The 19,922-nt window shown below is 60.4% G+C and carries 18 protein-coding genes; 13 read left to right on the top strand and 5 right to left on the bottom strand.

The annotated features are described in order from the left end of the window. Window positions 1-83 precede the first annotated feature (83 nt). From V3W27_RS08700 to V3W27_RS08690, 3 genes are all read right to left on the bottom strand, one after another. Window positions 84-401, bottom strand: a complete 318-nt coding sequence (locus V3W27_RS08700) for an amidase (RefSeq protein WP_330206391.1) — start codon at window positions 399-401, stop codon at window positions 84-86. Next, on the bottom strand, window positions 398-1,477 hold the full coding sequence (locus V3W27_RS08695; RefSeq protein ID WP_247269424.1) for a serine hydrolase domain-containing protein: 1,080 nt from the start codon (window positions 1,475-1,477) through the stop codon (window positions 398-400). Before V3W27_RS08695 ends, V3W27_RS08700 begins: the two co-directional genes overlap by 4 nt. Before the next feature lie 149 nt (window positions 1,478-1,626). After that, window positions 1,627-2,505, bottom strand: coding sequence for an acyl-CoA dehydrogenase family protein (locus V3W27_RS08690; RefSeq protein WP_330206390.1), 879 nt, complete (start codon window positions 2,503-2,505; stop codon window positions 1,627-1,629). A 153-nt stretch (window positions 2,506-2,658) separates the two neighbouring features. Between V3W27_RS08690 and olsB the strand changes: the two genes are divergently transcribed. Next, a complete protein-coding gene (gene olsB, locus V3W27_RS08685) occupies window positions 2,659-3,414 on the top strand; it encodes an L-ornithine N(alpha)-acyltransferase (RefSeq protein WP_027614412.1) in 756 nt (251 codons plus the stop codon). Continuing rightward, window positions 3,414-4,208, top strand: coding sequence for a lysophospholipid acyltransferase family protein (locus V3W27_RS08680; protein WP_330206389.1), 795 nt, complete (start codon window positions 3,414-3,416; stop codon window positions 4,206-4,208). The genes olsB and V3W27_RS08680 overlap by 1 nt, the downstream gene beginning before the upstream one ends. Window positions 4,209-4,318: 110 nt before the next feature. On the opposite strand, the gene V3W27_RS08675 is transcribed toward V3W27_RS08680, so the two are convergent. Beyond that, window positions 4,319-4,897 carry an acyl carrier protein phosphodiesterase gene (locus V3W27_RS08675; RefSeq protein WP_204895071.1) on the bottom strand — a complete coding sequence of 193 codons (579 nt, stop codon included), beginning with the start codon at window positions 4,895-4,897 and terminating at the stop codon, window positions 4,319-4,321. A gap of 169 nt (window positions 4,898-5,066) precedes the next feature. On the opposite strand from V3W27_RS08675, the gene V3W27_RS08670 reads away from it, so the two are divergent. The 4 genes from V3W27_RS08670 (at window position 5,067) to V3W27_RS08655 (ending at window position 8,248) form a co-directional block, all read left to right on the top strand. Beyond that, window positions 5,067-5,387 carry an ArsR/SmtB family transcription factor gene (locus V3W27_RS08670; RefSeq protein WP_003222436.1) on the top strand — a complete coding sequence of 107 codons (321 nt, stop codon included), beginning with the start codon at window positions 5,067-5,069 and terminating at the stop codon, window positions 5,385-5,387. A 5-nt stretch (window positions 5,388-5,392) separates the two neighbouring features. Next, window positions 5,393-6,559, top strand: a complete 1,167-nt coding sequence (locus V3W27_RS08665; protein WP_003222434.1) for an MFS transporter — start codon at window positions 5,393-5,395, stop codon at window positions 6,557-6,559. Between the two features lie 30 nt (window positions 6,560-6,589). Then, complete coding sequence (locus V3W27_RS08660) at window positions 6,590-7,639, top strand: alkene reductase (protein WP_096797051.1); 1,050 nt, start codon at window positions 6,590-6,592, stop codon at window positions 7,637-7,639. A gap of 159 nt (window positions 7,640-7,798) precedes the next feature. Continuing rightward, complete coding sequence (locus V3W27_RS08655; RefSeq protein WP_330206388.1) at window positions 7,799-8,248, top strand: hypothetical protein; 450 nt, start codon at window positions 7,799-7,801, stop codon at window positions 8,246-8,248. 365 nt (window positions 8,249-8,613) lie between these two features. On the opposite strand, the gene emhR is transcribed toward V3W27_RS08655, so the two are convergent. Beyond that, window positions 8,614-9,246, bottom strand: coding sequence for an efflux system transcriptional repressor EmhR (gene emhR / locus V3W27_RS08650; RefSeq protein WP_027614407.1), 633 nt, complete (start codon window positions 9,244-9,246; stop codon window positions 8,614-8,616). Between the two features lie 267 nt (window positions 9,247-9,513). On the opposite strand from emhR, the gene emhA reads away from it, so the two are divergent. The 7 genes from emhA to V3W27_RS08615 all read left to right on the top strand — a co-directional run bounded on the left by emhA (window position 9,514) and on the right by V3W27_RS08615 (window position 19,551). Continuing rightward, the gene (gene emhA / locus V3W27_RS08645; RefSeq protein WP_027614406.1) at window positions 9,514-10,668 is read left to right on the top strand and encodes an efflux RND transporter periplasmic adaptor subunit EmhA; all 1,155 of its coding nucleotides are present in this window, start codon (window positions 9,514-9,516) and stop codon (window positions 10,666-10,668) included. A 3-nt stretch (window positions 10,669-10,671) separates the two neighbouring features. After that, a complete protein-coding gene (gene emhB / locus V3W27_RS08640) occupies window positions 10,672-13,821 on the top strand; it encodes an efflux RND transporter permease subunit EmhB (RefSeq protein ID WP_027614405.1) in 3,150 nt (1,049 codons plus the stop codon). Further along, on the top strand, window positions 13,818-15,278 hold the full coding sequence (gene emhC / locus V3W27_RS08635) for an efflux RND transporter outer membrane subunit EmhC (RefSeq protein WP_027614404.1): 1,461 nt from the start codon (window positions 13,818-13,820) through the stop codon (window positions 15,276-15,278). Before emhB ends, emhC begins: the two co-directional genes overlap by 4 nt. A gap of 411 nt (window positions 15,279-15,689) precedes the next feature. Beyond that, window positions 15,690-16,949 carry an OprD family porin gene (locus tag V3W27_RS08630; protein ID WP_285373235.1) on the top strand — a complete coding sequence of 420 codons (1,260 nt, stop codon included), beginning with the start codon at window positions 15,690-15,692 and terminating at the stop codon, window positions 16,947-16,949. 188 nt (window positions 16,950-17,137) lie between these two features. After that, window positions 17,138-18,328: an NAD(P)/FAD-dependent oxidoreductase gene (locus V3W27_RS08625; protein WP_330206387.1), complete on the top strand. Its 1,191-nt coding sequence runs from the start codon at window positions 17,138-17,140 to the stop codon at window positions 18,326-18,328. A gap of 26 nt (window positions 18,329-18,354) precedes the next feature. Next, window positions 18,355-18,711 carry a DUF1641 domain-containing protein gene (locus V3W27_RS08620; protein ID WP_027614401.1) on the top strand — a complete coding sequence of 119 codons (357 nt, stop codon included), beginning with the start codon at window positions 18,355-18,357 and terminating at the stop codon, window positions 18,709-18,711. Window positions 18,712-18,732: 21 nt separating this feature from the next. Continuing rightward, the gene (locus V3W27_RS08615) at window positions 18,733-19,551 is read left to right on the top strand and encodes a methyltransferase domain-containing protein (protein WP_330206386.1); all 819 of its coding nucleotides are present in this window, start codon (window positions 18,733-18,735) and stop codon (window positions 19,549-19,551) included. The last annotated feature ends 371 nt before the right edge of the window (window positions 19,552-19,922 follow it).

Raw genomic sequence — 19,922 nt, 5'->3', positions numbered from 1 at the left:
GGCTTGCTCGCGAAGGCGGTGAATCAGTCAACACAAATGCTGAATGGCACACCGCATTCGCGAGCAAGCCCGCTCCCACAGGGTTATCTATTGACTTGAGGATTGAGGCGGCAGCCCTGGCGTTCGCCCAGCCACTGCGCGCGATTGCTGCGGCCCATGCCGCTGACGGTGATGGTTTTGCTCGCGCTGTCATCGCTGAATTCGCTGGTTGGCAGCCACTGTTTCACATAGCCCCGGCAATACTCGGCGTCGTTGTTCATCACATAACGGCACGAACAATATTCCTTTGCCGTGTACGCGCTGATGATGTCGGGGAACGCCCAGAGGTTTTCCCGTTCGAGCCAGATCCAGCCGAGCAGCACGATCAGCGCCAACAGCAACACCCGCTTCAACAGCTTCATGGCTGCACCGCCTTGAGCACGCGTTTGAGCAGCTCGTTGTGGCGATAGCTGCCGTCGCGGTCATCGGCGTAACGCACGATCACCAGTTTCTCGCTGGGGATCACATACAGCGCCTGGCCCCAGTGGCCGAGGGCGGCGAAGGTGTCGGGCGGCGCGTCGGGCCACGGCGCGGCGGCGCCATCCGCCGGGCGATTGAGCCACCACTGACCACCGGGCACCGCTTCGTCCTGATGCGCCTTGTAGCCGGCAAAGGCAGTGCGGTTGAAAGCGACCCAATCCTTGGGCAGCAATTGCCGGTCGTGCCAACGTCCGTCGCGAGCCATCAGCAGACCGACCCGCGCCAGATCCCGCGCCGTGAGATAGGCATAAGAGGAAGCGACAAACGTACCGCCGGCATCGGTTTCCCACACGGCGTGGCGGATGCCCAGCGGCTCGAACAACGCGGTCCATGGATAGTCGGGATAACGCTGCGGGCCCACCATGTTCTTCAGCGCCGCCGCCAGCAGATTGCTGTCGCCACTGGAGTAACGGAACGTCTGCCCCGGCGGCGCATAAGCGTCGTGATTGGCAGTGAACGCGGGCATGTCGCGGTGCCCACGGGTGTAGAGCATCGCCACCACCGAGGATTTCAGCGGCGCGTATTCGTAGTCTTCCTGCCAGTCCAGCCCGGAAGCCCAGTGCAGCAGATCCGCCACGGTGATCGTGGGGTGTTGTTCCAGCGCCGGATAAAACTTCGCGACCGGATCATCCAGTTTGAACAGGCCTTCGCCATAGGCCACACCCAGCACGGTGGCCATCAGGCTTTTGCTGATCGACCAGGTCAGGTGCGGGGTCTCGGCACGGGTCGGGCCGGCGTAGCGTTCGTAGATCAACTGGCTGTCGCGGATGATCAGCAGCGCGTCCGTGCGGATGCCCTGGCGGGTAGTGTCGTCGCGGGGTGGGAAGGCGTAGGTCTCCAATGCCTCGACCGCTGCGCCGCTGATTTTTGCGTCAGTCGGCCATTGCTCACCGGGCCATTGTTCGGCCTGGACCGTGAAGCTGATCAGCAGCAGAAACAGGGACAGGCTTTTGCGCATGGTGAGGGCTCTTGGGGAGAACCTGCTGAGGGTAGTCTTGCCACATGACAGATGTGTGGTGTTTTTGCCGCCGCCTTCGCGAGCGAGCCCGCTCCCACATTTGAAACGCATTCCAAGGGTGGGAGCGGGCTTGCTCGCGAAGAGGCCAGTCAGCCCACCGCCAAAGCCTTGGCCAAGCGTTTGGCCCGCGCGCCGGCCGCCAACTGCATCACTCCCTGATCACGCTGCCACATCTGCGCCCACTCCGGACTACCCTCGGCCAACGCCTGATCGATCTCGCCCTTCAGCGCATCAAACTGCGCAAACAAACCGCCCAACAGCACATGCCCGGCCGGGTTGTTCGGTGGCTGGCGACTCGCTTCCGCGCACCCGGCCAACAGCGCCAGCAAGCGCAACAGCAGCGGCTGCGACCAGCCGCTGTCCTGACCGACACCGTACAGCCACGCGGTCATCGCGCTCAGCACATAGACATCTTCCAGGGTGCGAAACGGCTTCACATAAGCGTCCCAGCCATCCCCCGCGAGCAACTCGCACAAAGCGCCGTCCAGATGCAGCCGACCGTGACTGATGTCCGGCATCAACGGCAGCGCCGGGAGTTTTTCCACGCGCACGCCGGGCTCGCCGGGATAGACCACCGCCAGACTCAGGCGCGGCGTTTCGCCGGGTTCTTCACTGCGCGCGGCGACGAGCAGCCAGTCCGCCGCGTCCCCGGCGGTGACGAAATCCTTGCGCCCGCTCAGGCGCAAATCCGTCAGGCGCGTCTGCATGTCCGCCGGGCGCAGGCTGCGCTGCTCGGTCGCACACAACGCACCAAGGCTCGGCGGCGCGCTCGGCCAGAGCATGCGCAACGCCGCCTGATACCCCACCAGAAATGCCAGCCCCGGCGTCGCCATCCGACGCCCTCCGGCCACCGCCAGTTCGAACGGCGTCACGTTGCCCAATTGATGCAGCAAGGTAGCGAAACCTTCCGCCAGATCAGTCACGGCGGGCAGGCGTTCATGGCTTTCGAGCAGGCTGGGCCAGGGCATAAGAGGCTCCTTGAGGGCTGTCATACAAGCATCACCAAACGTTCACGGTGATGACACCGGGGCTACATAGCCTGACTTTGCACAACATGGCTGCATAAAGAAAGTCGATCGGCTGCAACCCACGACGGGTTCAAGGCCCGTACGGAGATTCAAATGACTCAGATCGCCCGCATCAGCGACACCGGCAATGAACGCCGCCTGCAAGCCGAACGCCTGATCGGCGCCGAGGCCTTGCAGCAAGCCCAGGCCTTGCGCTTCAGCGTATTCAGCGGCGAGTTCAACGCCAAGCTGAAAGGCGCGGAACTGGGTCTGGACATGGATGACTATGATGTTCACTGCAGCCACATCGGCGTGCGTGACCTGAACACCGGGCGTCTGGTCGCCACCACCCGTTTGCTCGATCACACCGCCGCCAGCAGCCTGGGCAAGTTCTACAGCGAAGAAGAATTCAGTCTGCATGGCCTCGCCCATCTGCAAGGCCCGATCCTCGAAATCGGCCGCACCTGCGTCGACCCGGCCTACCGCAACGGCGGCACCATCGCCGTGCTCTGGGGTGAACTGGCCGAAGTGTTGAATCAGGGCGGCTACAGCTATCTGATGGGTTGCGCGAGCATCCCGATGCAGGACGGCGGCGTGCAGGCCCACGCGATCATGCAGCGTCTGCGCGAACGTTATCTGTGCACCGAACACTTGCGCGCCGAACCGAAGAAGCCGCTGCCGTCGCTGGATATCCCATCGAACGTGATCGCCGAAATGCCACCGCTGCTCAAGGCCTACATGCGCCTGGGTGCGAAGATCTGCGGCGAGCCGTGCTGGGACGAAGATTTCCAGGTCGCCGACGTGTTCATCCTGCTCAAGCGCGACGAACTCTGCCCGCGCTACGCCAAGCACTTCAAGGCGGCCGTGTGATGAGCCGGTTGCGCGTGTACGCGCGGATCGCGCGGGTGCTGCTGGTGGTGGCGCTGGGCCTGACCATGGCCAGCGTCTTCGGCGTGTTCGAACGAATTGGCCTGGCGCACTCGATGCAACGTCGGCAGCGCTGGTCGCGGTTTTTCATGGCGCGTTTGAGCCATGCCCTGCCCTTTCGCGTGACCGTGTACGGTGAATTGCCGAAACAACCGATGCTGTGGGTCAGCAATCATGTGTCATGGACTGACATTCCGCTGCTGGGCATGCTCACGCCGCTGTCGTTTCTGTCCAAGGCCGAAGTGCGCACCTGGCCGGTGGCCGGCTGGCTGGCGGCGAAGGCCGGCAGTCTGTTCATCCGTCGCGGTTCGGGTGACAGCCAGTTGATCCGCAAACAGATGACCCGTCACCTGCAAACGCAACATCCGTTGCTGATGTTCCCGGAAGGCACCACCACCGATGGCCGCTCGCTGCGCACCTTTCATGGTCGCCTGCTGTCGGCGGCGATTGATTCGGAGGTGATGCTGCAACCGGTGGCAATCCGTTATCTGCGCAATGGCGAAATCGATGCGTTGGCGCCGTTCATTGGTGACGATGATCTGCTGTCGCATCTGATGCGTCTGTTCAGCCACGACTGCGGCGATGTCGAAGTGCATCTGCTCAAGCCGATCGCCTGTCAGGGCCGCGAACGTGCGGCGCTGGCGTTCGAAGCGCAGCAGGCGGTGCAGAAGGCGTTGTTTGGTGATATCGCCAAAGCGGCCGAACCGCGTCGCGCCGGCGAATTGATCGCTGCCTGAAACACAGATCCCCCCTGTGGGAGCGGGCTTGCTCGCGAAAGCGGTGGTTCAGCCAATGCACATGTTGAATGACCTACCGCATTCGCGAGCGAGCCCGCTCCCACAGGGGGTTACTGCGTTGCCGACGTTTGTGCAAATTCTTGAAGCTGCGGATAGAACAAGCGGAAATCCTCACTCAGCGGTTCATACAAGCGCCGTAATTCCTGCATCGCCCCCGCCAGCTCCTCAGGCCGGGTCAGGCGGCGGGAGATCCCGCGCAGCACCTGCTCCAGCACTTCAAACTCTTGATACGAACCCAGCCAGTCATTGGCAACCATGTGCGGGGCGATTTTCGCCAGGCGTTCTGGCAATTGCCGTTCATTCGACAGCACCCGATAAACGTCGCGGGTGAAATGTTCCAGCGGTCGATCGGCGTACAGCGTCCAGTCGCGCGCCAGGCAATGGTCGAAAAACACATCGAGGACAATCCCCGCGTAACGCCGCCGGGTCTCGGTGAAACGCCCGAGGGCGATGTCCACCAATGGGTGGCGATCGGTGAACACATCAATCCGCCGATGCAACTGAATCGCCGCTTCAATCTGGGGTGCAAATTGCCCTTGCAGGCGTCCTTTGACGAAATCGCCATACAGACTGCCGAGTAATTGCTCGGGGTGCTGGCCTCCGAGGTGTAAATGTGCGAGATAGTTCATGGGCGCAGCTTAGCACTGCGCGCTTTCATCGTTACAGCACACGTATCGTTATAACCCGATATACCGATTTATACGGTCGTCAGATCAAATTCATATTGGTATATCGCGAAATACCGATTTAAAGTTCGCCTCATCGCGATATAGCGCTACACATCACGAGCATAAAGCCATGAACCTCGACCTCGACGAAATAATAAAAGCCCTGGCACACCCAGTACGGCGAGACATTCTCATCTGGCTGAAAGACCCCAAAGCCCAGTTTCCTGAGCAGATACACAACCACGAGTACGGCATCTGCGCCGGGCAGATCGATCAACGCTGCGGCCTGTCGCAGTCGACCGTCTCCGCCCACCTGGCGACCCTGCAACGCGCAGGTCTGATCAGCAGCCAGAAAGCCGGCCAGTGGCACTTCTTCAAACGCAACGAGGACGTGATCCAGGCGTTCCTCGACGCCATCGTCAAAGAGCTCAGCGCTCCCACAAGGAATTGATTCAAATGCCCCTCTCGCTACTCATTCTGGCCTTGAGTGCCTTCGCCATCGGCACCACCGAGTTCGTCATCATGGGCCTGCTGCCCGATGTGGCAGCCGACCTCGGTGTGTCGATTCCCGGCGCCGGCTGGCTGGTGACCGGTTACGCCCTGGGCGTGGCCATCGGTGCGCCGTTCATGGCACTGGCCACCGCCAGACTGCCGCGCAAGGCCGCACTGGTAGCGCTGATGGGCATTTTTATCGTCGGTAACCTGCTGTGTGCCATCGCCAGTGACTACAACGTGCTGATGTTTGCCCGTGTCGTCACCGCGCTGTGCCACGGTGCGTTCTTCGGTATCGGTTCTGTGGTAGCTGCCGGGCTGGTGGCGCCGAACAAGCGCGCATCCGCCGTGGCGCTGATGTTTACCGGCCTGACCCTGGCCAACGTGCTCGGTGTACCGCTGGGCACGGCGCTGGGTCAGGAAGCCGGCTGGCGCTCGACCTTCTGGGCGGTGACCGTGATTGGTGTAGTGGCGCTGATCGGTCTGATCCGCTTCCTGCCGGCCAAGCGCGACGAGGAAAAACTCGACATGCGCGCCGAACTCGCCGCCCTCAAAGGCGCCGGCATCTGGCTCTCGCTGAGCATGACCGCGCTGTTCGCCGCGTCGATGTTCACCCTCTTCACCTATGTCGCGCCGCTGCTCGGTGATGTCACCGGTGTCTCGCCAAAAGGCGTGACCTGGACCCTGCTGCTGATCGGCCTCGGTCTGACGGTGGGCAACATCATCGGCGGCAAACTGGCGGACAAGCGTCTCGGCGCGACCCTGATCGGCGTGTTCGTGGCGATGGCGGTGGTTTCCACCGTGCTGAGCTGGACCAGCGTTGCGCTGATCCCGACGGAGATCACCCTGTTCCTCTGGGCCACCGCTTCGTTTGCCGCCGTCCCCGCGCTGCAAGTCAACGTGGTGACCTTCGGCAAGGCCGCACCGAACCTGGTGTCGACCCTGAACATCGGCGCTTTCAACATCGGCAACGCCCTGGGCGCCTGGGTCGGTGGCAGCGTCATCGCCCACGGTTTCGGCCTGACCAGCGTGCCCCTGGCCGCTGCCGCGCTGGCCGTTCTCGCGCTGCTGGTGACCCTGATCACTTTCCGTCAGAACGGCGACGCCGGTCTGGCCCCCGCTACCCACTGATTAACCACTTCACTGACGAGGGTTGTACACATGGCAACTATTTTCGATCCGATCAAACTGGGCGACCTCGAGCTGTCCAACCGCATCATCATGGCTCCGCTGACCCGCTGCCGCGCCGACGAAGGCCGCGTGCCGAACGCGCTGATGGCCGAGTACTACGTGCAACGCGCCTCCGCCGGTCTGATCCTCTCCGAAGCGACTTCGGTGACGCCGATGGGCGTCGGCTACCCGGACACCCCGGGCATCTGGTCCAACGACCAGGTTCGCGGCTGGACCAACGTGACCAAAGCCGTGCACGCTGCCGGCGGCAAGATCGTCCTGCAACTGTGGCACGTCGGCCGCATCTCGCATCCGTCGTACCTCAACGGCGAAACCCCGGTCGCGCCGAGCGCCATCCAGCCTAAAGGTCACGTCAGCCTGGTGCGTCCATTGGCCGACTATCCGACCCCGCGAGCTCTGGAAACCGCTGAAATCGCCGAGATCGTCGAGGCCTACCGGACCGGTGCCGAAAACGCCAAAGCCGCCGGTTTCGACGGCGTGGAAATCCACGGCGCCAACGGCTACCTGCTCGACCAGTTCCTGCAAAGCAGCACCAACCAGCGCACCGACAACTACGGTGGCTCCCTGGAAAACCGTGCGCGTCTGCTGCTGGAAGTGACTGACGCAGCGATCGACGTCTGGGGCGCCGGCCGTGTCGGCGTGCACTTGGCACCCCGCGCCGATTCCCATGACATGGGCGACGACAATCTGGCCGAGACCTTCACTTATGTGGCTCGCGAGCTGGGCAAGCGCGGCATCGCCTTCATCTGCTCCCGCGAGAAAGAAGGCGCCGACAGCCTCGGCCCACAGCTGAAAGAAGCTTTCGGCGGCGCGTACATCGCCAACGAACGCTTCACCAAGGACAGCGCCAATGCGTGGCTGGCTGAAGGCAAGGCTGACGCGGTAGCGTTCGGCGTACCGTTCATTGCCAACCCGGATCTGCCGGCACGCCTGAAGGCCGACGCACCGCTGAACGACGCACGTCCTGAGTTGTTCTACGCGAAAGGCCCGGTCGGTTATATCGATTATCCAACGCTGTAAACAACAACAACTAACAACTAAGCCCCGCCTCGAAAGAGGTGGGGCTTTTTTTATTTTCATACATTTAAAGATTCGCCATCAGAACAATATAAACCTAAGCTCCGCCCAGCAACTCATCAATTACAACCCACCAACTTAATCAAGCAAGGTTATATAAAAATGAATGATATAGATCCAAACAAACTTACATTCCTTCTGCAAATCACCAATGCCACGGACTCTACTTTCTGGCTTGACGACGCCTCTCCAAAGCACCCACCCTTGACGCGTATCGACAAGATCCTCCCTTACCAGACTGTTTTTATGCTGTTTGAAGGAGATCCTCATCTGAAACAGGACATCGTTATTGATTACGATATAAAAAAAGAGGTATTCAGCACTTACGTCTGCTACACCAACTACAAACAGAAAGTACAATTCGACACCACGCTCAGTTATTGCTACAGACAAATGGCGGGGCACCGGCCTCCAAAGGTCGAACTCTTCTGGGATACCAATGCTTTCTCTATTGGCGCCGAACCCATCACCTGCGGCGCGGCATTGGAAAATGAAAACCCGGTTTACCCTTACAGCTATAAGATGATCGCATTCATGACGCCATCGGCCTGATAGAGAGTTACCTGCTCATGCAGTAGCGGTACGGACAACGCTGACATTATAGAGGCGCGAGCAAACTAAAGGCCGTGGCTCAAGCCCATCGGAAGTAACGCAGCCTGGTGGTGAGGATCGGGCAAAGGGAACCCGGAAACGAAACGGATCGGTTGGTGCGTATCGGCTGCTCGGCGCCCTTTTAGCCCGAGTCGTTAACATTCATTCACACAGTCGACACAAAACCCCTACAAAATACGTAGCTCGCTACCTATCAACCTGGCCAACGTACGTATATAAAAGCACTCCATTACAAAAAGACTTGAAGCAGGGACATTTCCCCGCTTCAAGTCTTGACACGAACAGATTCAATTACGCATTTTGTTTCATTTACGCAGGCTAGGGCTCAGGCGCAGCATATCAAGCCCTGTATCGACCCAGCGCTCGGCTTCGGCATGCAATTGAAAGCTGTCCGGCGCCAACAGCCATCCATACAGGAGGCCATCGATATACGCATGAATGCTGATGGCCGCCCGGGCAGTGTCGAGATCTTCCGGCAACTGGCCGCGATTGACCGCATTACGCAGGGTCAGACCGATGCGCAGGTTGCAATCGAGACTGGCCGTGCGGCGCTGCTGGCGCAGATCGCACATTTCATCGGTGAATTCGCACTTATGAAACAGAATCTCGTTGATGCGACGGGTCTTCGGATCCAGGGCTACCTGATGAAACAGATGGATCAACAGCTTGCGCATGCACCCCAACGGGTCGAGTTCGTCCTCGCTCTCGCTGGCCTTGGCCAATTCATCCAGCGGTTCATGCAGGCTGTCGAGCATCGCCTGCACCAGATCGGCCTTGTTGCTGAAATGCCAATAGATGGCACCGCGCGTCACGCCGGCCATCGTCGCGATATCCGCCAGGGTCGTGCGGGCCACACCCCTTTCATAAAACGCTTTCTCGGCCGCTTCGAGAATCTGGCTGCGCGTTTCCTGAGCTTCCTCTTTGGTACGACGGACCATGGCAGTAAAACCTCAAACAGGATGTTTCAGGGATGGCTGAATATCCGCTGAATAAAGAGGGGGCTGATCTCTCACGAATCGGCTCCCCGGCCTACAATTTCAAACCTTGCGACGCATTTTGTAACAGGGTGGGTACGACGCCAAGCTATTTACAAACAACCATGAACGTAAGTATATTCCTTAGCAAGCTACTTATCCACTCGACCCGATTTTTTTACCCTTTCACACTTCTTGTGCGCAATGCGCGCGCCTGACCCGAGGATTTTCATGCAATTCAAGCCAGCTGTTACCGCTCTGGTCACTGCCGTCGCCCTGGCATCGCTGCTCAGCGGATGTAAAAAGGAAGAAGCGGCCCCAGCCGCTCCGCCTCCTCAGGTCGGCGTCGTCACCCTGCAACCACAAGCGTTCACCCTCACGTCGGAACTGCCGGGGCGCACCAGTGCGTACCGCATCGCTGAAGTTCGACCACAGGTCAACGGCATCATTCTCAAACGTCTGTTCAAGGAAGGCGGCGACGTCAAAGCCGGCCAGCAGCTGTATCAGATCGATCCGGCAGTCTATGAAGCGACCCTGAAAAGCGCCGAAGCCAACCTGCGTTCGACCAAGTCGATCTCCGACCGCTACAAGCAACTGGTCGACGAGCAGGCCGTGAGCCGCCAGGAATACGACACCGCCGTCGCCAATCGCATGGAATCGGAAGCGTCGTTGCAGAGTGCGCAGATCAACGTGAAATACACCAAGGTCTACGCGCCGATCTCCGGCCGTATCGGCCGTTCTTCGGTGACCGAAGGCGCACTGGTCAGCAATGGTCAGGCCGACGCGATGGCGACGATCCAGCAACTGGACCCGATCTACGTCGACGTTACCCAGTCCTCGGTTGAGCTGCTGGAACTGCGCCGCGAGCTGGAAAGCGGTCGTCTGCAGAAGGCCGGCGACAACTCGGCAGCGGTCAAGCTGACCCTTGAGGACGGCAGCCAGTACAAGCTCGACGGCAAGCTGGAATTCTCCGAAGTATCGGTTGATCCGACTACCGGTTCCGTGACCCTGCGCGCCGTGTTCCCGAACCCGGATCACACCCTGTTGCCAGGCATGTTCGTCCGCGCCCAGTTGCAGGCCGGGGTCAACGCCGCGGCCATTCTGGCGCCGCAACAAGGCGTGACCCGTGACCTCAAGGGCACTCCGACCGCACTGGTCGTCGGCCCGGACAACAAGGTTGAACTGCGTCAGCTCAAGGCCAGCCGTACTGTCGGCAGCCAGTGGCTGATCGAAGATGGCCTGAAAGCCGGTGATCGTCTGATCACCGAAGGTCTGCAATACGTTCGCCCAGGCGCTCAGGTCAACCCGACCGAAGCGACCAACGTAGCCAAGAACCCGGCCCCCGCTCAAGCAGCTGACAAAGCCGCTGGCGGCAAAGGGGAGTAACTCATGTCGAAATTTTTTATCGACCGTCCGATTTTCGCCTGGGTAATTGCCCTGGTGATCATGTTGGTCGGGGCACTATCGATCCTGAAATTGCCAATCAACCAGTACCCGAGCATTGCACCGCCGGCCATCGCGATCTCCGTGACCTACCCGGGCGCTTCGGCGCAAACCGTGCAGGACACCGTGGTCCAGGTGATCGAGCAGCAGCTCAACGGTATCGACAACCTGCGTTATGTGTCCTCGGAAAGTAACTCCGACGGCAGCATGACCATCACCGCGACCTTCGAGCAAGGCACCAACTCCGACACCGCGCAGGTTCAGGTCCAGAACAAGCTGAACCTGGCCACCCCGCTGCTGCCACAGGAAGTGCAGCAACAGGGTATCCGCGTCACCAAGGCAGTGAAGAACTTCCTGCTGGTGATCGGTGTGGTGTCGCGCGACGGCAGCATGACCAAGGACGACCTGTCCAACTACATCGTGTCGAACATGCAGGACCCGATCTCGCGGACCGCCGGTGTCGGTGACTTCCAGGTCTTCGGTGCCCAGTACGCGATGCGCATCTGGCTCGATCCGGCCAAGCTGAACAAGTACAACCTGACGCCGTCGGATGTCAGCGCCGCGATTTCGGCGCAGAACGTCCAGGTGTCTTCCGGTCAGCTCGGCGGTTTGCCGGCGCTGCCAGGTCAGCAACTGAACGCCACGATCATCGGCAAGACCCGTCTGCAGACTGCCGAGCAGTTCAAGGCGATCCTGCTGAAGGTCAATCAGGACGGCTCTCAGGTCCGTGTCGGCGACGTGGCCGACGTCGGTCTGGGCGGTGAAAACTCGAGTATTTCCGCCCAGTTCAACGGTAGCCCGGCGTCCGGTCTGGCGGTAAAACTGGCCAACGGTGCCAACGCCCTCGACACGGCCAAAGCGCTGCGCAAGACGATTGACGACCTCAAGCCGTTCTTCCCGCAAGGCATGGAAGTGGTGTTCCCGTATGACACCACTCCGGTCGTGACCGAGTCGATCAAGGGTGTGGTTGAAACCCTGGTCGAAGCGATCGTGCTGGTGTTCCTGGTGATGTTCCTGTTCCTGCAGAACTTCCGCGCCACCGTCATCACCACGATGACCGTGCCGGTGGTATTGCTCGGTACGTTCGGCATCCTCGCCGCCGCCGGTTTCAGCATCAACACCCTGACCATGTTCGGTATGGTGCTGGCCATCGGCTTGCTGGTGGACGACGCCATCGTCGTGGTGGAAAACGTCGAGCGGGTGATGGCCGAAGAAGGCCTGTCACCGAAGGAAGCGACCAAGAAGTCGATGGGTCAGATCCAGGGTGCCCTGGTCGGTATCGCCCTGGTGCTGTCGGCGGTACTGCTGCCGATGGCGTTCTTCAGCGGTTCCACCGGTGTGATCTACAAGCAGTTCTCGATCACCATCGTCTCGGCCATGGCCCTGTCGGTAATGGTTGCACTGATCTTCACCCCGGCACTCTGCGCGACCATGCTCAAGCCGATTGCCAAGGGTGACCACGGCACGCCGAAAAAAGGTTTCTTCGGCTGGTTCAACCGCAATTTCGATCGCGGTGTCAGGAGTTACGAGCGCGGTGTCGGCAACATGCTGTCGCGCAAAGCCCCGTACCTGCTGGCGTACCTGCTGATCGTCGTCGGCATGATCTGGCTGTTCACCCGCATTCCAACCGCGTTCCTGCCGGAAGAAGACCAGGGCGTACTGTTCGCCCAGGTGCAAACCCCGGCCGGTTCCAGTGCGGAACGTACTCAAGTCGTGATCGACGAGATGCGTACCTACCTGCTGGATAAAGAAGCGGGTGCGGTGTCTTCGGTGTTCACCGTGAACGGCTTCAACTTTGCCGGTCGTGGTCAGAGCTCGGGGCTGGCGTTCATCATGCTCAAGCCGTGGCACGAGCGAGATTCGGGCAACAGCGTGTTTGCCCTGGCACAGCGTGCGCAGCAACACTTCTTCAGTTTCCGCGATGCGATGGTGTTTGCGTTCGCCCCGCCTGCGGTACTGGAATTGGGTAACGCCACCGGTTTCGACGTGTTCCTGCAGGACCGCGCCGGTATCGGTCACGAAAAACTGATGGAAGCCCGCAACCAGTTCCTCGGCATGGCCGCGCAGAGCAAGGTGCTCTACCAGGTACGTCCGAACGGTCTGAACGACGAGCCGCAATACCATCTGGAAATCGACGATGAGAAAGCCCAGGCCCTGGGTCTGAGCCTCTCCGACATCAACAGCACCCTGTCGATCTCCTTCGGTAGTAGCTACGTCAACGACTTCATCGACCGTGGTCGGGTGAAGAAGGTGTATGTGCAAGGTCAGGCCGGTGCGCGCATGAGCCCTGAAGACCTGAAAAAGTGGTACGTGCGCAACAGCGCCGGGACCATGGTGCCGTTCTCCGCGTTCGCCAAGGGCGAGTGGATCTACGGTTCGCCGAAACTGGCCCGTTACAACGGCGTCGAAGCGATGGAAGTGCTCGGTTCTCCGGCGCCGGGTTACTCCACCGGTGAAGCGATGGCCGAAGTCGAAGCGATTGCCAAGAAGCTGCCGGCCGGTGTCGGTATCTCCTGGACCGGTCTGTCCTACGAGGAACGTCTGTCGGGCTCGCAAGCGCCAGCGCTGTACGCCCTGTCGCTGCTGATGGTGTTCCTGTGTCTGGCGGCGTTGTATGAAAGCTGGTCGATTCCGATCGCGGTCATGCTCGTGGTACCGCTGGGGATCATCGGTGCGCTGATGGCCACCAGCCTGCGCGGGCTGTCCAACGACGTGTACTTCCAGGTGGGCCTGTTGACGACCATCGGTCTTGCGGCTAAAAACGCCATTCTGATCGTCGAGTTCGCCAAGGAGCTGCATGAACAAGGGCGCAGTCTGCGCGATGCGGCGATCGAAGCGTGCCGCATGCGTCTGCGACCGATCATCATGACCTCGCTGGCGTTCGTCCTCGGTGTAGTACCGCTGGCGATCTCCACCGGTGCCGGTTCGGGTAGCCAGCACGCGATCGGTACTGGCGTGATTGGCGGTATGCTCACGGCCACGATCCTGGCGATCTTCTGGGTCCCACTGTTCTTCGTCACGGTTTCGTCCATCGGCCAGCGTAAAATCGCCGACCCGGACGAGACGACTGAAACTCCTAAAGAGGCTGGCCAATGAGCAAGTCGCTACTCTCCATCGCAGTCGCCGCCTTCGTGCTGAGCGGTTGCTCGCTGATCCCCGATTATCAGCAGCCTGAAGCACCGGTCGCGGGCCAGTACCCGCAGGGGCCGGCGTACTCGCCGGCCCAGGCTCCGGCGCAAGCCGCTGCCGAACAGGGCTGGAAGCAGTTTTTCCATGACCCGGCCCTGCAACAGCTGATCCAGGTATCACTGGAAAACAACCGCGACCTGCGTGTCGCGGCGCTGAACATCGACGCCTATGCGGCTCAATACCGCATCCAGCGTGCTGACCTGTTCCCGGCGGTTTCGGCCAATGCCAGCGGCAGCCGTCAGCGGGTTCCGGCCCGTGCCTCGCAGACCGGTGAAGCGAACATCAGCAGTTCCTACACCGCGACCGTCGGCATCAGCGCCTACGAACTCGACCTGTTCGGTCGGGTGCGCAGCCTGAGCGAACAAGCGCTGCAACAATATTTCGCCACCGAAGAAGCGCGCCGCAGCACGCAGATCAGTCTGGTGGCCAGTGTGGCCAACGCTTACATGACCTGGCAGGCCGACAAGGAACTGCTCAAGCTGACGCAAGACACCCTCGGTGCCTTTGAAGAAAGCTACAAGCTGACCAGCCGCAGCAACGAAGTCGGTGTGGCTTCGGCGCTGGACCTGGCGCAGTCGCGCACCTCGGTGGAAAACGCCCGGGCGCAACTGGCCAAGTACACCCGTCAGGTGGCTCAGGACGAAAACAGCCTGACGCTGCTGCTCGGCACCGGCATCCCGGCCAATCTGCAAGCGGCCAAACCGCTGTCGGATGATCTGCTCAGCGACGTACCGGCCGGTCTGCCTTCGGACCTGCTGCAGCGTCGTCCGGACATCCTCCAGGCCGAGTACAACCTGAAAGCGGCCAACGCCAACATCGGCGCCGCCCGTGCAGCGTTCTTCCCGAGCATCAGCCTGACCGCCAACGCGGGCAGCCTGAGCCCGGACCTGTCCGGTCTGTTCAAGGGTGGTTCGGGAACCTGGCTGTTCCAGCCGCAGATCAACCTGCCGATCTTCAACGCCGGCAGCCTGCGTGCCAGCCTCGACTATGCCAAGATCCAGAAGGACATTGGCGTGGCGAACTACGAGAAGTCGATTCAAACCGCCTTCCAGGAAGTCGCCGACGGCCTGGCTGCCCGCCAGACCTACACCGAGCAGTTGCAGGCGCAGCGTGACTTCGTCGCGGCCAACCAGGATTACTACCGCCTGGCCGAGCGTCGTTACCGCATCGGTGTCGACAGCAACCTGACCTTCCTCGACGCCCAGCGTCAGTTGTTCAGCGCGCAACAGGCACTGATCACCGACCGCCTCGCGCAGCTGACCAGTGCGGTCAACCTGTACAAGGCCCTGGGTGGTGGCTGGAATGCGCAGACCGCGCAGAACGAACCGCTGAAAGAAGAAGCACCGAAGATGAAGCTGTTCTGATCATCCGGTGAACACAAGGAGCCCGCCATTTGGCGGGCTTTTTGTTGCCTGAAACAAATGTGTTGTCTGGAATGGCGCTATCGCGAGCAGGCTCACTCCTACAGGGGAACGCATTCCAATTGTAGGAGTGAGCCTGCTCGCGATAGCGCCTTATCGACCACCACAAAACCCGGCTCAATCTTGCGTTCGATAATCGCCCAGAACCCGCTTTTACCAATTGAATCAAAACATCCGCCCCCCGCACCATTCGCTCCACAAAACCAATAACAACAGGTTCGATACATGCTCCCGCGCCCTGTCCCGTCCGGCTGATCGCCGCCGCTTCATCCCTGATTCTGCAAGCTCGTGCCCGCCCCGAAAATGGCGGCAACGGCTCTGTTCGACCTAAAAAAAATAACAAGAGACCCTGCGATGACTCATCCCACTGCGCCGTACGCACTCCCCGGCCTGATCGCCCTGGCCCTGACCGGCGTCGCCCTCCCCGCCGCAGCCGAAGAAGCCGGTTTCGTCGAAGGTGCCAAGGTCAACCTCAACCTGCGCAACTTCTACATCAACCGCAACTTCACCAACCCGACCAAGGCTCAGGGCAAGGCTGAAGAGTGGACGCAGAACTTCATTCTCGATGCCAAATCCGGCTTCACCCAAGGCACCGTCGGCTTCGGCATGGACGTGCTCGGCCTGTACTCGGTGAAGCTCGATGGCGGCAAAGGCACCGGTGGCACGCAACTGCTGCCGCTGGATCACGACGGGCGGCCGGCGGACAACTTCGGTCGCACCAACGTCGCGTTCAAGGCCAAGCTCTCTCAGACCGAAATCAAGGTTGGCGAATGGATGCCGGTGCTGCCGATCCTGCGCTCGGACGACGGCCGTTCGCTGCCGCAAACCTTCCGTGGCGGGCAGATCACTTCGAAGGAAATCAACGGGCTGACCCTGTACGGCGGGCAGTTCCGCGCCAACAGCCCGCGCGACGACAGCAGCATGAGCGACATGTCGATGACCGGCAAAGCGGCGTTCACCTCTGATCGCTTCAACTTTCAGGGCGGCGAGTACGTTTTCAACGAAAAACGCACGCAGATCGGCCTGTGGAACGCCGAACTCAAGGACATCTACAGCCAGCAATACCTCAACCTGATTCACAGCCAGCCACTCGGCGACTGGACGCTGGGCGCCAACCTGGGCTTCTTCTACGGCAAGGACGACGGGAGCGCCCGCGCCGGCGAACTCGACAACAAGACCTGGTCGGGGATGTTCTCGGCCCGCTACGGCGGCAACACCTTCTACGTCGGCCTGCAAAAACTCACCGGCGACAGCGCCTGGATGCGGGTCAACGGCACCAGCGGCGGCACCCTCGCCAACGACAGTTACAACGCCAGCTACGACAACGCTCAGGAACGCTCCTGGCAGGTGCGCCACGACTACAACTTCGCCGCCCTGGGCATCCCCGGCCTGACCCTGATGAACCGCTACATCAGCGGCGACAACGTGCACACCGGAACCATCACCGACGGCAAGGAATGGGGCCGCGAATCGGAACTGGGCTACACCGTGCAGAGCGGCGCCCTGCGCGACCTCAACGTGCGCTGGCGCAACTCGACCATGCGCCGCGATTTCAGCAACAACGAGTTCGACGAAAACCGTCTGATCATCAGCTATCCGATCAGCCTGCTCTGAACCCGCACGCCGGCGCTGCACAAGCGGCGCCGGCATCAACCACTGGTCAGCCCGGACTGGCGATTTGTCGAGGCGCAGATACAGTCAACAGAGTGTGTAAATTCTCCAGCCTGCTGTAGGAGCCCTTAGTTTTCTTCCGTTATCTCCGGATGCTGTACGCGAAGCTGCCTTGGCCACGGAGGTCAGGTATGAGCAAGCGAATAGTTATCGTCGGTGGCGGTGTAGGTGGAACCATGCTGGCCAATCAACTGGTCGGCAAGCTGTATCCCGAAGTTCTACGCGGCGACGTCTCGATCACATTGCTGTCCAGTTCCCCCGATCATTACTACAAACCTGCGTTCATGTACGTGGCGTTCAGCCAGTTCTTCGAAGAAGAACTCAAACGTCCGGAACGCTCATTGTTGCGCCCGGAAATCAGTTTCCACGTTGAAGAAGTCACCCGTTTCGACTTTTCCGGGCAGCAATTGCGCACCCGAACCGGCAAGCGCTTCGACTATGATTTTCTGGTGATCGCCACCGGCTGCGTGCCGGCGCCGGAACGCATCGAGGGTCTGCAAGAAGCCGGCGACCACTTCTATCAATACCTTCCTGCCCGGCAGCTGGCGCAACGCCTGAACAGCATCGAAAAAGGCCGGATTTTCATTACCGTGTCCTTCCCGCAGACACCGAACGTCCCGCACCAATGCGGAATCGCACCCGTGGAAACGACATTGATGCTGGATGATTTGTTGCGTCGTCGAGGTGTTCGCGAGCAGGTGGAAATCATCTACACCTACCCGACGGTTGCCCAGCTATTGCGCAATTGTCTGTTCTTGCAGCGCCCCACGGGTGAAATTCTGCCGAGCATTTTTGCCCGGAAAAACATTCAATTTCAGCGCGGCTTCACCCTGAGCCATGTGGATCCTGATGCAAAAATCGCCTACTCAGCCGAGGGCGATGCGCAACCCTTCGACATTCTGATGGCTACTCCACCCATCCAGGCCGTCGAGGTGGTGCGTGGGTGCGGCATCTCACAAGCCGCCAATGATGAAGGATGGCTGCCGACCAATCACGAAACGCTGCAGGTCTACGGTCTGGAGAATGTCTACGTGATCGGCGACACCGTCGACCTGCCGGTCAGCAAGGCCGGCGGCGCCTGTCATAACCAGGCGCCGGTGATCGCCAACAACATCACGGCCCAGATCCGTCTTGGTGCACCCAACTCGGTATACGACGGTCGGGTACAGGCGGTAGCCCAAATGGGCCTGAATGCCGGGATGCCACTGTGGTACGACTACGCCCACGATGTATTGCCGACACCCCCGACCAAATTGGGCGGTCTGCTCAGAAACGGTTTCAATCGCGGTCTTTACTGGGCGGTGGCCCGGGGAATGCTTTGACCCTGCACAGGGAGGAGTGATTGCTCATGAACATGCCCGAGGAAATGTCAGCCACGCCCGGGTTCACTGCCTTGATGGCAAAACTGCAACCGTTAATCGATGGCGGACGCCTGGAGAATATTGTCGACCTGCTTTCCCTGGTTTCCGATATCGCCGATCTGCTCGACGCGGCCATGGTGGAAAAACTCGCGCAATTGTTCGAGAGCAGCACAGCCGCCACCTGGACAGTCAGTAATGCAGTGCGCGTAGCCAAAGCCGAAGTATCGGCACAGTCAGCGGCGCCGGGCACTCTGGCGTTGCTCAAACTGCTGAATGAAGAGGACACACGCAAAGGCGTGGCCGTTGTCCTGAAAACCCTCAACGTCATTGGACGACAACTGTAATCCGCCAGAGAGGACCTCCTCATGAGCGCCAAACTCGAAACGGCAGGGAACGCCTGCACCCACTGGGACGCCAAGGCGTACCAGCAGTTTTCCCGTCTCAGGCAACGCCCGGTCAACGAATTGCTCGACCGCGTCGATCTGCACGACCCTAAACACATTTATGACCTGGGCTGCGGCACCGGCATAGCCACGCAGCTGCTGGCCGAACGCTGGCCGCGTGCGCAGTTGCTGGGTGTCGACAGCTCGCGGCAGATGCTTGATCAGGCCCGGTGCCTGCCGATCAACGCCCAATGGCAAGAGTGCGACCTGCTCGACTGGCAACCCGAACAACCAGCCGATCTGCTGCTCGCGGCGGCAGTGCTGCATTTCATTGGCGATCATCAACACCTGCTGCCGCGCCTGCTGGGGTATCTGCGCCCGGGCGGCTGTCTGGCGGTGCACATGCCGGACTGGCGCGATGCCTTGTGGTATCGATTGATGCTCGACACCCTCGACGACGCGGGACCGGGACACACCCCCATCGGCACACCGCAACTGCGCCAGTGCATGGCTGCGCGGTCATTGTTGACACTGGAGGACTATTACCGCGTGCTGGCGCCGCTGACCACGTCGCTGGAGATCTGGGAAACCGAGCAATTGCAGGTGGTTGGCGGCAAATCGCCGGTGTACGACTGGGTGAAGGTCTCGGCGCTGCGGCCGGTGATGCAGACGCTGACGTCTCAGGAACAGGCGCGGTTTATCTATCGCTTCCTGATGCGGGTGCATAAACATTACCCGCCGGAGAAAAACGGGCAGACATTGTTTCCGTTCAAGCGGATTTTCATTGTCGCCAGGGTCTGAGTGTCTGTGCTGATTGATGCATCACGGCGCCTGCCGCTTTCGCGAGCAAGCCCGCTCCCACAGGGAAATGCATTCCCAATGTGGGAGTGGATTTTCATTGTCGCCAGGGTTTGAGTGCATGTGCTGATTGATGCATTACGGCGTCTGCCGCTTTCGCGAGCAAGCCCGCTCCCACAGGGAAATGCATTCCCAATGTGGGAGCGGATTTTCAATGTTGCCAGGGTTTGAGTGCCTGTGCTGATTGATGCATCACGGCGTCTGCCGCTTTCGCGAGCAAGCCCGCTCCCACAGGGAAATGCATTCCCAATGTGGGAGCGGATTTTCAATGTTGCCAGGGTTTGAGTGCCTGTGCTGATTGATGCATCACGGCG

Origin of the sequence: Pseudomonas sp. AM14(2022), assembly GCF_036346455.1 — a bacterium.
Lineage (GTDB): Bacteria > Pseudomonadota > Gammaproteobacteria > Pseudomonadales > Pseudomonadaceae > Aquipseudomonas > Aquipseudomonas putida_A.
This window is presented reverse-complemented; position numbering and strand designations above follow the sequence as displayed.

Coding starts and splice junctions, on each gene's coding strand:
- emhB (WP_027614405.1), top strand. CDS start 10,672: ATGTCGAAATTTTTTATCGACCGTCCGATTTTCGCCTGGGTAATTGCC.
- V3W27_RS08620 (WP_027614401.1), top strand. CDS start 18,355: ATGAACATGCCCGAGGAAATGTCAGCCACGCCCGGGTTCACTGCCTTG.
- emhR (WP_027614407.1), bottom strand. CDS start 9,246: ATGGTCCGTCGTACCAAAGAGGAAGCTCAGGAAACGCGCAGCCAGATT.
- V3W27_RS08615 (WP_330206386.1), top strand. CDS start 18,733: ATGAGCGCCAAACTCGAAACGGCAGGGAACGCCTGCACCCACTGGGAC.
- V3W27_RS08695 (WP_247269424.1), bottom strand. CDS start 1,477: ATGCGCAAAAGCCTGTCCCTGTTTCTGCTGCTGATCAGCTTCACGGTC.
- V3W27_RS08630 (WP_285373235.1), top strand. CDS start 15,690: ATGACTCATCCCACTGCGCCGTACGCACTCCCCGGCCTGATCGCCCTG.
- V3W27_RS08675 (WP_204895071.1), bottom strand. CDS start 4,897: ATGAACTATCTCGCACATTTACACCTCGGAGGCCAGCACCCCGAGCAA.
- emhC (WP_027614404.1), top strand. CDS start 13,818: ATGAGCAAGTCGCTACTCTCCATCGCAGTCGCCGCCTTCGTGCTGAGC.
- V3W27_RS08625 (WP_330206387.1), top strand. CDS start 17,138: ATGAGCAAGCGAATAGTTATCGTCGGTGGCGGTGTAGGTGGAACCATG.
- V3W27_RS08660 (WP_096797051.1), top strand. CDS start 6,590: ATGGCAACTATTTTCGATCCGATCAAACTGGGCGACCTCGAGCTGTCC.
- V3W27_RS08680 (WP_330206389.1), top strand. CDS start 3,414: ATGAGCCGGTTGCGCGTGTACGCGCGGATCGCGCGGGTGCTGCTGGTG.
- V3W27_RS08700 (WP_330206391.1), bottom strand. CDS start 401: ATGAAGCTGTTGAAGCGGGTGTTGCTGTTGGCGCTGATCGTGCTGCTC.
- V3W27_RS08655 (WP_330206388.1), top strand. CDS start 7,799: ATGAATGATATAGATCCAAACAAACTTACATTCCTTCTGCAAATCACC.
- V3W27_RS08670 (WP_003222436.1), top strand. CDS start 5,067: ATGAACCTCGACCTCGACGAAATAATAAAAGCCCTGGCACACCCAGTA.
- V3W27_RS08665 (WP_003222434.1), top strand. CDS start 5,393: ATGCCCCTCTCGCTACTCATTCTGGCCTTGAGTGCCTTCGCCATCGGC.
- olsB (WP_027614412.1), top strand. CDS start 2,659: ATGACTCAGATCGCCCGCATCAGCGACACCGGCAATGAACGCCGCCTG.
- emhA (WP_027614406.1), top strand. CDS start 9,514: ATGCAATTCAAGCCAGCTGTTACCGCTCTGGTCACTGCCGTCGCCCTG.
- V3W27_RS08690 (WP_330206390.1), bottom strand. CDS start 2,505: ATGCCCTGGCCCAGCCTGCTCGAAAGCCATGAACGCCTGCCCGCCGTG.